Annotated in this window: 5 protein-coding genes; 3 read left to right on the top strand and 2 right to left on the bottom strand. The window is 38.4% G+C overall.

Annotated features, from left to right (window positions below; genetic code table 11):
* Positions 1 to 485 precede the first annotated feature (485 nt).
* A complete protein-coding gene (locus AAGS61_RS03655) occupies positions 486 to 3,734 on the top strand; it encodes an S-layer homology domain-containing protein (protein WP_391367473.1) in 3,249 nt (1,082 codons plus the stop codon).
* 401 nt (positions 3,735 to 4,135) lie between these two features.
* On the opposite strand, the gene AAGS61_RS03650 is transcribed toward AAGS61_RS03655, so the two are convergent.
* Positions 4,136 to 5,629 carry an acetyl-CoA hydrolase/transferase family protein gene (locus AAGS61_RS03650; RefSeq protein ID WP_391367471.1) on the bottom strand — a complete coding sequence of 498 codons (1,494 nt, stop codon included), beginning with the start codon at positions 5,627 to 5,629 and terminating at the stop codon, positions 4,136 to 4,138.
* A gap of 422 nt (positions 5,630 to 6,051) precedes the next feature.
* On the opposite strand from AAGS61_RS03650, the gene AAGS61_RS03645 reads away from it, so the two are divergent.
* Complete coding sequence (locus AAGS61_RS03645; protein WP_391367468.1) at positions 6,052 to 11,166, top strand: ATP-binding protein; 5,115 nt, start codon at positions 6,052 to 6,054, stop codon at positions 11,164 to 11,166.
* Between the two features lie 42 nt (positions 11,167 to 11,208).
* On the opposite strand, the gene AAGS61_RS03640 is transcribed toward AAGS61_RS03645, so the two are convergent.
* On the bottom strand, positions 11,209 to 11,637 hold the full coding sequence (locus AAGS61_RS03640; protein ID WP_391367465.1) for a CotD family spore coat protein: 429 nt from the start codon (positions 11,635 to 11,637) through the stop codon (positions 11,209 to 11,211).
* Between the two features lie 721 nt (positions 11,638 to 12,358).
* Between AAGS61_RS03640 and AAGS61_RS03635 the strand changes: the two genes are divergently transcribed.
* A complete protein-coding gene (locus tag AAGS61_RS03635) occupies positions 12,359 to 15,217 on the top strand; it encodes an S-layer homology domain-containing protein (RefSeq protein WP_391367463.1) in 2,859 nt (952 codons plus the stop codon).
* Positions 15,218 to 15,528: the final 311 nt, after the last annotated feature.

The following is a 15,528-nucleotide window of genomic DNA, read 5'->3' as shown; positions in this document are numbered from 1 at the left end:
TTAAGAAAGGACAGAGGGACAAGCGGGAGGTTAACTGCCGAAACAGGTTAGTGGAAGAAGGATTTTTTAATATACTAGTAAAAAAAGGGAATAAATTTTCATGTTTTATCGGTTATCAAAAAGATGTGATGAAACAGGTATAAGTCATACTTATAGGGGATTAAGTGAAGGGCTAATTAACAATCGATAGAAAAAGAAGAGCTCATCGATTAGAACTCCAGTTCCCTTGCTCAAAAATATACATAAATTCTTTTTCATCTACCATGTTGTTTCACATACGTAGAAATTCTTTCCCAGGGTGGGAAACCTCTTTTTCCGTTACTCATTGAGTCGCTATAAAAACTATGAAATATGGATTCCATTTAAGTTTGTATCGATTGGAAGCTGATATTCAAAAAAATTTAGAATAATATATTTTTTAACCTCGTTTTAACCTTTCTCTAGTAAAGTGAAAAAGATTAAGTAGTTTTATAAGGAGTGAGCGTATGCAATTTCCAAAGAAATCTTGTCTTTTAGTGTTATTGTGCTTTTTAATAAGTTTTTCTACATCATTTCCGTTATCACTTGTAGCGGCTTCGAGTGTAGGGCAATTTACAACCTTTTTACCGAATAACGGTCAGTTTAGGGAACCTTATGGCATCGCGGTAGATGCTGGAGGGAATGTGTATATTGCTGATACTAATAACCATCGTATTCAAAAGTTTACATCGGACGGTACTTTCATAAAAAAATGGGGAAGTTATGGATCAAATGACGGTCAGTTTAACACTCCTACTGGAATTGCGGTAGATGCTGGAGGGAATGTGTATGTTGCTGATTATTATAACGATCGCATTCAAAAGTTTACATCGGACGGTACTTTCCTAAAAAAATGGGGAAGTTATGGATCAAATGACGGTCAATTTTATCAACCATATGGAATCGCAGTAGATGCTGGAGGGAATGTGTATGTGGCTGATACTCATAACCATCGCATTCAAAAGTTTACATCAGATGGTATTTTCCAAGAAAAATGGGGTAGTGTTGGCACAGGTGAAGGTCAGTTTAATGTTCCTGTTGGAATCGTGGTAGATGCGGTAGGGAATGTGTATGTCTCTGATTTTAATAATCATCGCATTCAAAAGTTTACATCGGATGGTACTTTCCAAGAAAAATGGGGAAGTGTTGGAACGAATGAAGGTCAGTTTAGCAATCCTGATGGCATTGCGGTAGATACAGTAGGGAATGTGTATGTTGTTGATCGATGGAACTATCGCATTCAAAAATTTACATCGGATGGTACTTTCCAAGAAAAATGGGGAAGTAGGGGTATGGGTAATGGTCAGTTTAACCTTCCTACTGGCATCGCGGTAGATGCTGGAGGGAATGTGTATGTGGCTGATACATTAAACAATCGCATTCAAAAAATGCTCGTTCAACAACCTGTGTCTAGTAATGTGGAGTTAAGTGGCTTAACCGTTAGCTCAGGTATGCTGAGTCCGTCTTTCTCAACAACACAGGATACATTTACATTGAATGTAGGTAATGGTATTTCATCGCTCGACGTAACGGCCACAGCTGTTGATTCGCTTGCGAAGGTGGAAATACTGGGAATGACAGCACTAGGTACGGTTACACATACGATAGGATTGAATGTTGGAAGCAATGTTATCCCTGTTGTGGTAACAGCAGAAGATGGTGTCACGACAAAGACCTATACGATTACCGTGACACGTGCAGGCTCAAGTGATGCTACGTTAAACAGTTTAACCGTAAGTGAAGGAACGCTTAGTCCAGCGTTTGCTTCTCACACCGATGCTTATACAGTAAGTGTGGATCATACTGTGTCTTTACTCAATGTAACAGCGATTCCGACCGACTCTTATGCGACTGTTATGGTGAACGGAAACGTCACAACATCGGATACTATTACGCTTACGGCAGGGCAATCTACGACAATTCCGATTTTAGTGACCGCACAAGACGGGGGACAGAAAACCTACACGGTGACGGTTCAACCTGCAAGCGTAGTGATCCCTGTCACTAGTGTGGCATTGCATCCGTCCACACTGAGTCTAACGGCAGGAGGGAGTAGTACTATACTAACTGCAACGGTAAATCCAGCCAATGCGAGCAATCAAAACGTCATATGGAGTAGCGATAATCCGACTGTAGCCTCCGTAGATACGAATGGCGTTGTTACGCCAATAGCAGCGGGAACCGCGACGATTACAGTAATGACAGTAGATGGTGGTAAAATAGCCACAAGTCTCGTATGGGTACAGGAAATGGCGTCAGGTGGAGGTAGTTATATACCTAATCCAACACCTATATCAACTGTTGAAAATATGACTGTGAATATAGCAGGAGAAAACGGTCATCTTTTAACAAAAACATTGCTGGAACGTAGAAGAGAGACGAATGGTGTCATCAAAGATCGATTAGAACTATCAGGCAGCATCGCAAGAGAGTTAATTGCCAAAGCAACAGAACAAGGTATTCATACTGTGCGTTTTATCCTGCCAAATCCAGCGGAGAAAGCAGTGGAAACACGGATCGATATTTTGAAAACAGCGTTATTAGAGCTGATGAACGGACATATGAATATAGAAATGGTGACAGAAAATGGAGTCATCGCGATTCCAGTAACGTCACTGGAATCTTGGAAGGATGACCTCTACTTCCGCATCGTACCTGTGAAAAAAGAGGACGAGAAGCACGCCATTGAAACACGTGCGAAGCAAGATGAGAAAATTCAAGAGATGGCGAAAGCAGGCAATGGAACAATTGAAATATTAGGTTTTCCGTTGACTATTGAAACGAATATGCAAAATGTTCCTGTTACAATAACGTTGCCACTACCAGCAAACGTGACAGAAGAACAGATGGATCATTTAGTCATTTACATTGAACATAGTGATGGAACGAAAGAGGCTGTCCGTGGACGTATCACACAGATGAACAGTACAATGAAGGGCGTCGCCTTTGACGTCAATCATTTCTCTACATTTAATATGCTGTATGTAGAAGGTGCTGCGGAATATTTTGCTTCGTTAGAGCAAGAGCCAGTACCAGAAGAAACAACGACAGAAGAAATACAAGTAGAAGAAACAATGGGTACACACCTTCCGTACATTCAAGGGTATAGTGACGGCACATTCCGCCCGAACGCCACTGTAACACGTGCACAAATGGCGGCGATGCTTGCACGTAATTTAAGTGAGAACGCTGTACCCAATGCATCTAAGCTAACTTACAAGGATACAAATGAGTCATGGGCAAAAGATGACATTGAATTTGTTCGTGCACAGGGCATTATGACAGGACGTGCGGATTCTACATTTGGTCCAAACGATGCTATTACGCGTGCACAAATGGCAGTGATTGCTGTCCGCTGGATTGACAAGCAATGTGCGAAAAATCCTGAAAGCATGTCATTCTGCGAAATGGACAAGCGTTTGATTTCATATAGTGATGTAAAAATAACGTATTGGGCAGCAAAGGAAATCGAACGTATCGGTCAATTTGGCATAATGGAAGGATCCGGTGATGGAAAATTCCGTCCAAACGACAAACTGACACGTGCACAGGCAGTGAAGGTATTGAATCGACTATTCGAACGAGGTCCTTTTGAAGAGGATTCCATCCCGATGTTCAAGGACGTATCCACACAGCATTGGGCATTTAAAGACATTCAAGAAGCAACCCTTCGCCATACCTACAAAATCCAAGAAGGAATAGAATATAAACAATAATCAAATAGACAGGCTAACCAAAGTGCACCGAGCAAAGCCACTTTGGTTAGTCTTATTCCTTTATAAAATATGGATTAAAAAAATGGGCGTTCCTGAAATTTAAGTATCGTTAGAGAATACTATGTAAATGTCGAGAAATCCTTATTCAGCTAACAAAGGCTTTCATGGAATAAGGAGATGTAAAATAATCAATCTTTTTTATAAAAAAACAGTTCTTAAAAATAAATGAAGCGATTTTTTGGAATAAAGGTTGACCAAAACCATTGCTTTCTATAGGCAGTAAAGTTAAGGATTTAAAGTGATTTATAATCAAAATTTATTCTAAAACAACAACTGTTTGAAGTTTCACTTTATCAAAAAAAGTAGGAGTGCCAACTGATATGGCGGCTCCTACTTTTACTTTATTTTTTCATTGTTTTTTGCTTTGCTAATTGGACATGCCATGATAATGCTTCTTCTAGAATGTGTGGTGTGTGGGCATTATTTGTTTGCTCGATGGCGCGGTGGTAATAATCGAGTAATTGCTCTTTATAATCAGGATGTACGCAATTTTCGATAATTAAGGCAGCACGCTCTTTTGGCGCAAGACCACGTAAATCTGCAATGCCTTGCTCGGTCGCAATGACGTCTACATCATGTTCTGTATGGTCATGATGGGCTACCATCGGCACAATCGAAGAAATATCCCCACCTTTTGCATATGATTTTGTGACGAAAATGCCTAATCGTGCATTTCGTGCAAAATCACCAGAGCCACCAAGTCCGTTCATCATTTTTGTCCCAGATACATGTGTCGAGTTAACATTGCCATAAATATCAACTTCGAGTGCGGTATTAATCGAAATTAAGCCTAAACGACGAATCACCTCTGGATGGTTCGAAATCTCCTGTGGGCGTAACACTAAACGATCCTTATACTTTTCAAGATTCCCGTAAACTTGCTTGCCACAATCCTCACTTAACGTAATGGATGTACCCGAAGCAACTTTCACCTTTCCAGCATCGATTAGCTCGAACACCGCATCCTGTAACACTTCTGAGTAAATTTCTAAATCGTTGAATTCGGAATGTAAAAAGCCATTGAGTACAGCATTGGCAACAGAGCCTACCCCTGATTGTAGCGGGGCTATTTGTTCCGTTAGACGACCTGCCTTAATTTCATCTCGCAAGAAATTGAGCAAATGCTCCGCAATTTGTGCCGTTTCTTCATCTGGCTGTACGATTAATGATGGGGCGTCTGTAATGTCAGAAATGACAATCCCTTTAATTTTGGCTACATCAACAGGAATACCCTTTGTCCCAATACGTTGCCCAGCACTCGTTAATGGAATCGGTTCGCGTTTTCCTTGCTCCTCTGGAATGTAAATATCATGCAAACCTTCTAATGCAGCTGGCTGGGCCGTATTTAATTCGACAATGATTTCTTTCGCATATTGCGCGAAAATCGCAGAGTTCCCGATAGAAGTGGTCGGGATAATTTGACCATCTTCTGTAATCGCTGTAGCTTCAATAATTAAAAAATCAATCGGTCCGATAATGCCTGTCCGAACGAGCTCGGCATTGTGCGATAAATGCATATCTGTGTACAAAATATCGCCTTGATTGATCAATTGGCGAATGGCTGGGTCACCTTGATACGGCGCACGCTTCCGAATAATTCCTGCTTGTGCCATATACTGATCGACTTCTGGTCCGAGTGATGCTCCTGTATACACATCGACTTTAAAGTTTTCTGTTTTTGCTTTTTCTACTAAAGCTAGCGGTACGACTTTAGCGTCACCTGCCCGTGTAAAGCCACTCATGCCAAGTATCATCCCATCTTGAATCCACGTAGCCGCTTCCTCCGCAGAAACGATTTTCCCCTGTAACGATTGTAAACGAATTCTTTCTTCCATTAGTCCCTTACCCCTTCCATCATAAATAATACAAACTTCCTCTATAGAATTTATGTTTAGTATAGTGAAGAAAGAAGTAGAAATCTAAATGATTATTTCTATGAACATCATAGTTTGAAACTATCGGTTTACTATAAGTTATGCTAGTAAATCTTATTATTTTGGGGGGATGAATGTTTTTGCCCGGATATGAGTGACTTATGCCCGTATACGGTAACATTTCGCTAGGTGACACAATTAAGGCATCTAAATAAACGACTTTCATCTGTAGAGCTAAAAATATTTACTTTTCCTTTCTAATGAAAGCAAGCAATTAATTTTCTTACTTCATTAATATGTAAATAAAATAGAATATTATTACATAAAATAGACCTTTACTTTATATTGAATATATAGGTAATAGTTGATTGAGGGGGGATAGAATGCTTGACACATATCGTTCTACGGATTGGACGATTCACCGTAAATATTTGCCGCATTTTGAACGAGTCGTACTGTTGCAAGTGATGGAAGGAGTATTAAATGAAGAACAGGCAAAGAAGTATTTTGATTATGCGGTATTTGAGCAAGAACATAACCAATGGCTGTTGCAACCGATTGGGTATGAGTATGTTGACGATGCATATGTCATCGTCTATGAGGATTTTATTGGTCAACCGTTACAGCAACTGCTGAAGCAACAAATGCCTTTGCACCAGTTTTTGTATATCGCCATAGAACTCGTCAATGCATGCATTAGCTTGCATCAAAAAGGACTGTTATATGGACAGTTAAATCCAAAATATATTTTTGTTCATGCCACGTCTTTACAAGTCAGATTGGTCAAGTCACCGATGACAACGAAATGGGGTCCGAGTGCAGGACGTGACATGACACCTGCCTTTGAATTAGACGAACTCCCTTATTTGGCCCCTGAGCAGACAGGGCGCTTATCGATAGAAATCGATGAACGAACTGATCTCTATACACTAGGCACAATTTTTTATGAAATGATTACGTTAAACAAGCCGTTTCAAGCTGACAATGCAGTAGATTGTATTTTTGATATTTTAACGAAAGCCCCTAATTTTAGTCCATTTGAAAAGGGCCATGACGTAACTATTATCAAAATGATGATACAGAAATTACTCGAAAAAAATCCAGATGACCGCTATCAAAGTGCCGTTAGTTTAAAGGAGGATTTACTACGTATTCAACAGCAACTAGCAGATGGCAAAAGTGACATCGTGTTTCCACTTGGACAGCGTGATCAACAAATGCGTCCGAAACCTTCAAATAAATTATGTGGTCGGGAAGATGAAATGAATATTTTGACACATATGTTGGATGAAGTAAAGCAAGGCGCACAACATATCGTTTTCATTAAAGGTCCATCGGGATGTGGGAAATCTTCGCTTGCGCATCATCTTCGTAGGGAGGTGGCACACGTAAAAGGGTATTTTGTTGACTGTAAATTTGACCAGCTTCAACAGCAACAGGCTTTTACGTCGATTCTTCAACCACTTCGTCATTTACTAAAGCAAGTTTATGTAGAAGGGGAAACATCGATTAAACAGTTCCAACAAGGTATGCAAGAAGTCAATTTAATGATGGCAGAAAGTTTACTTCATGTGATTCCAGAATTGCGTTGGTTTTTATCGGATGAGACGGAACTGCTATTTGAAGATCTCCAGTATACGTTACAAAGGAATGCGTATATTTTCGCATCTATTCAAAAAATACTAACTATCTTTTCGCGTCAGCGTTGTCCCATTGTTTGGTTTGTTGATGACTTACAGTGGGCTGATCAAAGTGCACTTCATATGTTGAAGGCTATTTATGAGCAGCATCAGGGTGGCTATTTTTTATTAATGATGGCTGTTCGAGATGATGCATCTACAATCAGTCAGCAGATGTTAGAGTGGCAAGTGGAGCTCCCTTCTTTTTGTGCGATTTCTTTACGTTTATTAACTGAGGAAGATGTACATGTTTGGTTGGCAGATTCTTTAAAGATGCAGTTAGAGACAACGGGAGATGTAGCAAAACGGCTTTATCGAATGACACAAGGCAATCCGTTATTTATGCACGAGGTATTTCGCTTATTTTTAAATAATCGGACACTTTATTTTGATATCACGGATGAAACATGGCAGTTCAATCACCAACAATTACAGCAAACGATCGTCAATCAAGAATTATTAGGCTTTATTAGTGGACGAATTAACATGTTATCCGTTCAGGCACAGGCGATTTTACGATTAGCTTCTTGTTTTGGACGTGAGTTTGAATTGCATCTTTTGCTAAAGCTTATGAATATACCATTCTATGAGTTAATCGAGCGGTTAGAGGAATTAGTGGAACAAGGGTTTATTTTGGCACTCGATAGTCGTTTAAAATGGGCACGTTCTAGTGATATGGAAGATGGCACGCAGCTCTTTACAATGAAGCTTCAATTTATTCATGATCGCATTCAACAAATGGCTTACGAGTCGTTAGAAGAGAGCCATCGAATGGATACACATTATACAATCGGGCAATTGTTGATTCAAATGTGTGACAATATGGAAGAAAGTCCTTATTTACAAGAAATCGTTCGACAGTTTAATTATTGTAGCAATCGATTAACAGCTGAGGAACAACAACAGTTAGCTATTTGGAATGCCATGTTAGGTGGACAGGCGAAAAAAGCAGGGCTTTATCAAAATGCATTGCAATTCTTTTCATCTAGCTTAGCGTTATTACCAGTAGATCATTGGGCGATTATGCGAGAAATGTCACTGCAAATTTATATGGATTTAGGGGAATGTAAGTATTTAGTAGGGGATTATGCCGATTCTAAAAAGCATATTGAAGAGGCCCTTCAACATGCTGAGACGACGCTTGAAAAACTGCTGATATACCGTTTAATGTCGCTTATTTATATTGAATCAGAAAGCTCAGAAATTGTCATTAATGCAGGGTTTTCAGCGTTCCAATTATGTCATATGCAGATTGATCGTGAGCCTACAAAGGCGCAAGTATTAAAGGAGTTTTTGCTTTTAAAGTGGGAGCTAAAAAATAAAACAGACGAACAATTAATGCATTTGCCCCCGATTGAAAAGAAGGAAATTGATGTGTTAATCCAAATTATGATTAGCATTGTTTCCAATACGTTTCGTATGAGCCCTAATTTAACAGGTATTTTATTGTTAAGGGTGTTTCGCTTACAGCTAAAATACGGGGCTACAACAGAAAGTGGCATTGTATACATTAATTATGCGCTTATATTAATTTCAGGGTTTAATAATGTGAAGCAAGCCTTGCGCTTCGGAAAGCTTGCCTTATCCATGGCTGATAGTCAAAATAGTTTATTTATTAAAGCACGTATTTATTTTACGTATGGCATTTTTTTAAATCACTGGGAAAAGGATTATGATACGAGCATTCAGTACATGCGTGTCATGCAGCAATACGGCGAGCAGGTAGGGTTATTTTATCAAGTAACGGCGATTTCTTGTTTTTTATGTGCCATACAGTTGATGAATGGGACCTCATTAAAACAATTAGATGAGGAAGTACAGTCTCAGCAAGCGCAGTATGTCAATCATTCGAATATGTTATCTGATGATTATTTAACAGAGTTTCAGCATTGGGTTTCAGCACTTCGCCATGCGAATATCACACCGAAGTGGGATTATGAGATTTCCCTTAAACATGAAGAAGCCGTCGTAGTTATGCATTATATTCTACGTTTGCAAATGGCCTATTTATTTCAGGATGAGCAACAAGCATATCGTATTTTAGAGGAGACACGTCAACCGATTAAACAAGTGTACTCATTGCCGAATACGCCGATTTATTTTTTGTATCGTGCCCTTTGGCAGTTTGATTTCATCGAGCAACCTTTTAAGCATCGAGGGAAGCGGCGTCAATATGTAAAAGAGATTAAGGAAAGCATTGGAAAGTTTAAAAAGTGGGCAAAAGAGGCACCACATAATTTTGAACATTTGTATATGCTACTGTTAGCAGAAAATTGTCGGAGGAAAAGGCTCGATGGAGAAGCGATCCTCTATTATGACCGTGCTATTCAGCTAGCGAAAGTCCATCAATTTCCGCAAGATGAAGCAATCATTTATGAACGCGCCGCAAAGTATTATGAGGCACAACAAGATCAGGTGAAAACAAGTGATTATAGTATGCGTGGTATTCGGGAAATGCGAAAGTGGGGGGCAGTAACGATTGCCGCACTGTGGGAGGAGCGCTTCTCGCAATATATTCAAGTACAGCAGCAAAAAAAGGAATACGCATTATCATTTGATCTGGTGACCGTGCTAGAGGCAACCCAATCCCTTGCAAAAGAAATTCGTATGGAAGATTTACTACACAAATTATTATTTTCCTTGTTAAAACAATCCAATGCCACGAGCGGTTATTTTATCCGTCATCAGCAAGGGAAGCTGAATGTGCTAGCGAAGGCACAGGCGGAAGCGATGCAGTTTACGTATTATAGTGAGCCTACATCGCCTGCTACACATATCCAACGTATAGCAGACTATACGTTACAGAGTGAGGAAGCTGTTGTCATTTCAGATGTCAACAAAAGTACACTGTTTACACATTTGAAAATAGCCGCAAAGTCCATCCTTTGCTTACCTGTTTATCATAAGGGAGAAGTGACGGCTGTGTTGTATTTGGAAAACGCCCTTTTGCAAAATGCTTTTAGTACAACGCCAATCGAACTGATTGCCATGGTTGCAACGCAGATTGTTGTTTCACTTGAGAACGCAGAAATCTACATGGAGTTAGAAAATCGTGTAGAGGCTCGTACAAAAGAGCTTGGTGAAATGAATCTCCATTTAAAGAAAATAAATGATCGGTTAGCCATGCATGAGCTTGAACGAAAAAAGCTACTGCATAGTATTTCTCATGAATTGCGTTCGCCTATTACGTCAACGCTTGGTTATATTGAAGCGATTTTAGATGGCGTTGTAGTGGAACCAGCACAACAACAGTTTTATTTAATGCGCAGTAAGGAACGGTTGTTGTCCTTAAATGGATTGATTCAAGATTTATTTGATTTAGCGAAGCTAGAAGCAGGACGCTTAGACTATGCGTTAACAAAGGTGAGTGTGCAGGGGTTTTATGATCAACTTGCCTATTACTATATAGAAGATATTCAAAGAGCTGGATTAAATTATCAAACAAATGGCTGCTTTGAGAAGGAAGCCTCTATTTTAATCGATACGGCAAGAATTCAACAAGTAATTACGAATATGATGATGAATGCGATTAAATATACAAATCAAGGGAATATAACCTTTACGATGTGGACAGAGAACGAGGAGCTGTATTGTTCGATAGAAGATAGCGGGATGGGCATTCCAGAAAAGGACATCCAATTTATTTTTGATAGTTATTACAGTGCATCGAATAGTCAAAATGTCGATTCACACGGGATTGGCTTAGCCATTTGTAAAAGAATTATCGAGCAGCATGGCGGAAAAATCTTCGTGGAAAGTGTCGAACAACGAGGCTCCCGCTTTTACTTTACGCTCCCGTTAATGGCGGAAAATGAATAACATGTCAGGCGCGGCTACCCTATACCGTGCCTGACATTCACTTTATCTTCTTCGTCTTCTTGGCTTATGGCAATGGTTTGGTGGCATCCCACACATTGTATTTGTTTCAAAGCATTCGTTTACAACGGATTCTGTATGCGGGAAGAAGTGTTGGTTATTGACCATATGTCTGTTGACGGTTGTTGTATGGGACGGGTGAACATGTGGTACAACAGTGTTGAATATATTTGTACGAATGAATTCTTGTGTTGGTGAAACGACTGGTTGTTCATACTGAGTAGGGAATGTTTGTGGCGGGAAGCGAACAGGCGATTGATTACGACCTGGTGGATTAAACATTGGCTGATTAAATCCAGGTTGGTTGAACCCAGGCTGATTAAATCCTGGTTGATTGAAAGTTGGTTGATTAAATCCTGGTTGGTTAAAAGCGCCAGCAGCTTCATTTGGATTGAACCAATTTCCAAAATACATAGATAGTCCTCCTTTTTCGAATAATGTAATGCATTAATAATATATGAGCATAGAGGCGTGGAGGAATAGTTGTATACCTATTAGGTGATAAAAAGAAAACGCGATTCGTATGAGGGAAAGGGGGGAGCGAAGAAATTATGCTATAAAAAGCAAAAACTCCCCAGATCGACGCATCCGAGAAGTTTAGGCTAACCAAGAAATACATTATAAAAAACAACAGGGCCAAGTTTCTGTTGTTTTTTATTTATACATTTCTTATATCAATAAAAAATAAGATATGAATGAGTAATATCATACAACAAAAATGAGAGAGCGGACATCATACATGCGACTTATTTTTTAGGTTTTCTGAAACAAATAATGTATAATTATACCTTTAAAGGTATGAAACTACCTATGGGTATTATTTTTATAAATAATAAAAAATTCCAAGTTTAAATTTGGTAATATTTTTATTTAGAGTGATTATTTAATAATAAAATGATTATTTAATTTTTATAAAATAAAAAAATACTAATTTTAAACACAAAAGCTTTTAATACTAACTAATAAATTACCTTAAAAAGGATATTATACTAATAATAACTAATATTATTAAAATAATATTACAAAGCAATGAAAATGTTTGAAAAATGCATAGAGTTAGTAATATAATTTCATTATTACCAGTGAAATAATTGGTAATCTACTTAGTGTTTACTATTCTAGGAGGAATTTATCTATGGCTTACCAACCGAAATCATATAAGAAATTTGTTGCAACAGCAGCAACAGCTACATTAGTAGCATCAGCAATCGTACCAGTAGCATCTGCATCTGGCTTCTCAGATGTACAAGCTGACAACGAGTTTGCTACATACATCAACGCTTTAGCAGAAGCTGGCATCATTGGCGGCTATGCTTCAGACAATACATTCCGTCCAAACAACAAATTAACTCGTGGCCAAGTGGCAATCATGTTAGGTCGTTGGTTAGAAAACAACGGTGCAACAATTCCAGCTGACTGGGATACTAACCCACGTTTTGAAGACGTATCAACTTCTAACGAAGAATTAGCAAAATATGCTGCTCTAGTAAAAGATGCTGGCGTATTCACTGGTGTTGCAGGTAAATTAAATGCTGCTGACAACATCACTCGTGAAAACATGGCTGTAGTATTAGACCGTGTTTCTAAAACAGTAACAGGTACTTCTTTAGTAGAATTAGCTGCTGACATCGAAGACGTAACAGTTGCAGATTTAGGTACTACTCAATATAAAGAGCAAGTTCAAGCTTTAGCTGACCTTGGTATCACAACTGTTTCTAACTTCCGTCCAAAAGAAACTGTAAGCCGTGCTCAATTCGCTAAATTCTTATACACTTCATTAGAAGTAATCGAAGCACAAGCAGTAACTGCTGAAAAATTACAAGCAGAAATCGATGCTGTAGCAAAAACATTACCAGCAGTAGATTCAATCACAGCTGACAACGCTGCTGCTGCAAAAGCTACTGTAGAAACTGCAAAAGCAGAATTAGCTAAAATCAAAACTGCTATTGCTGAAGCTGAATTAACAGAAGAAGAAGTTGCTGGATTAGAAAAAGCAATCGCTGCTGTTGAAACTACAATGCAAGCAGTTGTAGCAAAAGCTGATAAAGCAATTGAAGACGCTAAAGAGTTAGCTGTTGAATCTGTAAAAATGATTAACGCTACTGAATTATTAGTTACTTTCAATAAAACAGTAAACAAAGATTCTGCTAATACAGAAGCAAACTACAAAATTGAAACAAAAGCTCCATTCACTGTAACAACAGTAGACGTTGCGGATGTTCAATTACAAGAAGACGGTAAATCTGCAATCGTACGTGTAAACAACACTACGCTTACTCCAGCTGTTGTATACAACGTAACAGTTGATGGTGTAGTAGATACAAAATATGCAAAAATCAAAAAATACGAAGGTACTGTAACTGCAACTGAAGCAGCTGCTCCAACATTAGCTGGTGTTGCTTATGTAGGTGGTACTGTAGAATTAACTTTCAAAGAAGAAGTTGACTTTGCAAATGCAATCGTTAAAGTTGATGGCGTACAAGTAACAACAGCAGACTTCGCAGCTAAATCTTCAAATGCGGGTGAATACACTTACGTAGCAACATTAGCAAATGCTGCAAACAAAACAGAAGGTGCTCACTCAGTATCAGTTGTAGGTTTAAAAAATAAAGCTGGTAAAGAAGCAACTACTTTAACAGGTTCTTACACAGTATCTAATGATACAGTTGCTCCAACTGTAACTAAAGTTACTGCAAGTGAGACTTCAGCTTACGAGTTCACTGTTGAATTCAGCGAAGTAGTAACTGCTCCAACAGTAAAAGTTACTAAAGGTAGCACAACTTACACTGCAACTGCAACTGCTGATACAGCTACAGCTAAAAAATGGGTTGTAGCAATTAATGATATCTCTGGTGCAAATGCACTTTACCCAACAAATGTAAATGAAGTTGCAGTTAACTATGAAATCTCTGGTTTCAAAGATGCAGCAAACTTAATCGGTACTGCTGTAACTGGTTCAGTAACATTATCGAAAGATTTCGTTGCTCCAGCTGTTAAATCAGCAAACTTAAACACGATTACTACTACAAGTGGTGATACTGTAATCGTAGTACCATTCACTGAAGCAATCACAGCTGTAGGTTCTACAGTAACAGTGAAAGATCCAGAAGGTATCCTTCAAACAGCTAACGTATCAGTTGTAAATGGTTCAGAATTAAAATTAACAATTGCTAGTCATGCGACTAAAGAAGGTAAATATGAAATCGTATTACCATCTGGTTTAGTAACGGACGGTGGTTCAAATAAAAACGTTGCAACAACTACTTCAGTAACTTATACTGCAACAACTACAAATGTTGTGGAATTAGCAAATACAGCTATTACTCCATCAAACTCAGTAGTTAATGGTGTAAATACAAACGTTATTACTGTAAACTTTGGTCAAGAAATGACTGAAACAGCTTTACAATTAGCAAACTACACATTAGATAACGTTGCATTACCAGCAGGCACAACAATTGGTTTCGTTGGAAACAAAAATACTGTTCAAATTACATTACCAGCATCTTATGTAGTTTCAACTGATGCTGCTTATAAATTTGCAGTTTCTAAGGATTTAACTACTAAAGCAGGTCAAGCAATTCGTTTAGATGATAACGCTGCTACTGTTTCTACATTACAATTAGAGAAAAACATTACTTTACAAGATAACAAAGCTCCTGAATTAAAAAATGAAGCTAAGTTATTATTAAATGGTGCTACTGCAACTACAGAAGCGAACCAAGTTAAATTAACTTTCTCTGAAACATTACAAGCTGTTGGTACAACTGCTCCAGCTAACATTGCTGATGACTTCATCGTAAAAGTAAATGGTACTGTTGTTAACCATACAGTTGTAGGTAATGCTTCAAACAGCAATGAAATCGTACTTTCAATCGGTTCTTTCAACACAGCTCAAACAGTTACTGTAGAATTAGCTTCTACTGGACTAAATTTAGTTGATGTTAAAGGAAACGTAATTGTAGGCGGTAAATCAGTAACTGCTACTAAGTAATTTAATATAATTACAGAATAATTTAGAATCCTATGGCGTTTTCGCCATAGGATTTTTTTCATTCTTGTAAACTTGGATTTGATTTCCGTAGGCTTCCTGTTAGTTAGTTTTAGACCAACGCGGCATGAATCGCGATGATTATAATCGGGAGATATCATAGCTAGGGCAGAAAGCATAGAGCCCGCTTCATTTGAGTGAATTCATGAAACAGATGAAGATATAATTACAAAAAATATAATTTAACCTTCTCTTTCTATAATTATTGGTATTGGAGTCTTTTTTGTATAAAAAGGAGACAGCTAAAGAAACAA

Source organism: Lysinibacillus sp. KU-BSD001 (assembly GCF_042920265.1).
Lineage (GTDB): Bacteria > Bacillota > Bacilli > Bacillales_A > Planococcaceae > Lysinibacillus_B.
The sequence above is the reverse complement of the archived record's forward strand: the minus strand, read 5'-3'. Positions and strand labels throughout refer to the sequence as shown.

Excerpts from the sequence above, each read along its gene's own strand:
- AAGS61_RS03655 (WP_391367473.1), top strand. The coding sequence starts at position 486 with ATGCAATTTCCAAAGAAATCTTGTCTTTTAGTGTTATTGTGCTTTTTA.
- AAGS61_RS03650 (WP_391367471.1), bottom strand. The coding sequence starts at position 5,629 with ATGGAAGAAAGAATTCGTTTACAATCGTTACAGGGGAAAATCGTTTCT.
- AAGS61_RS03645 (WP_391367468.1), top strand. The coding sequence starts at position 6,052 with ATGCTTGACACATATCGTTCTACGGATTGGACGATTCACCGTAAATAT.
- AAGS61_RS03640 (WP_391367465.1), bottom strand. The coding sequence starts at position 11,637 with ATGTATTTTGGAAATTGGTTCAATCCAAATGAAGCTGCTGGCGCTTTT.
- AAGS61_RS03635 (WP_391367463.1), top strand. The coding sequence starts at position 12,359 with ATGGCTTACCAACCGAAATCATATAAGAAATTTGTTGCAACAGCAGCA.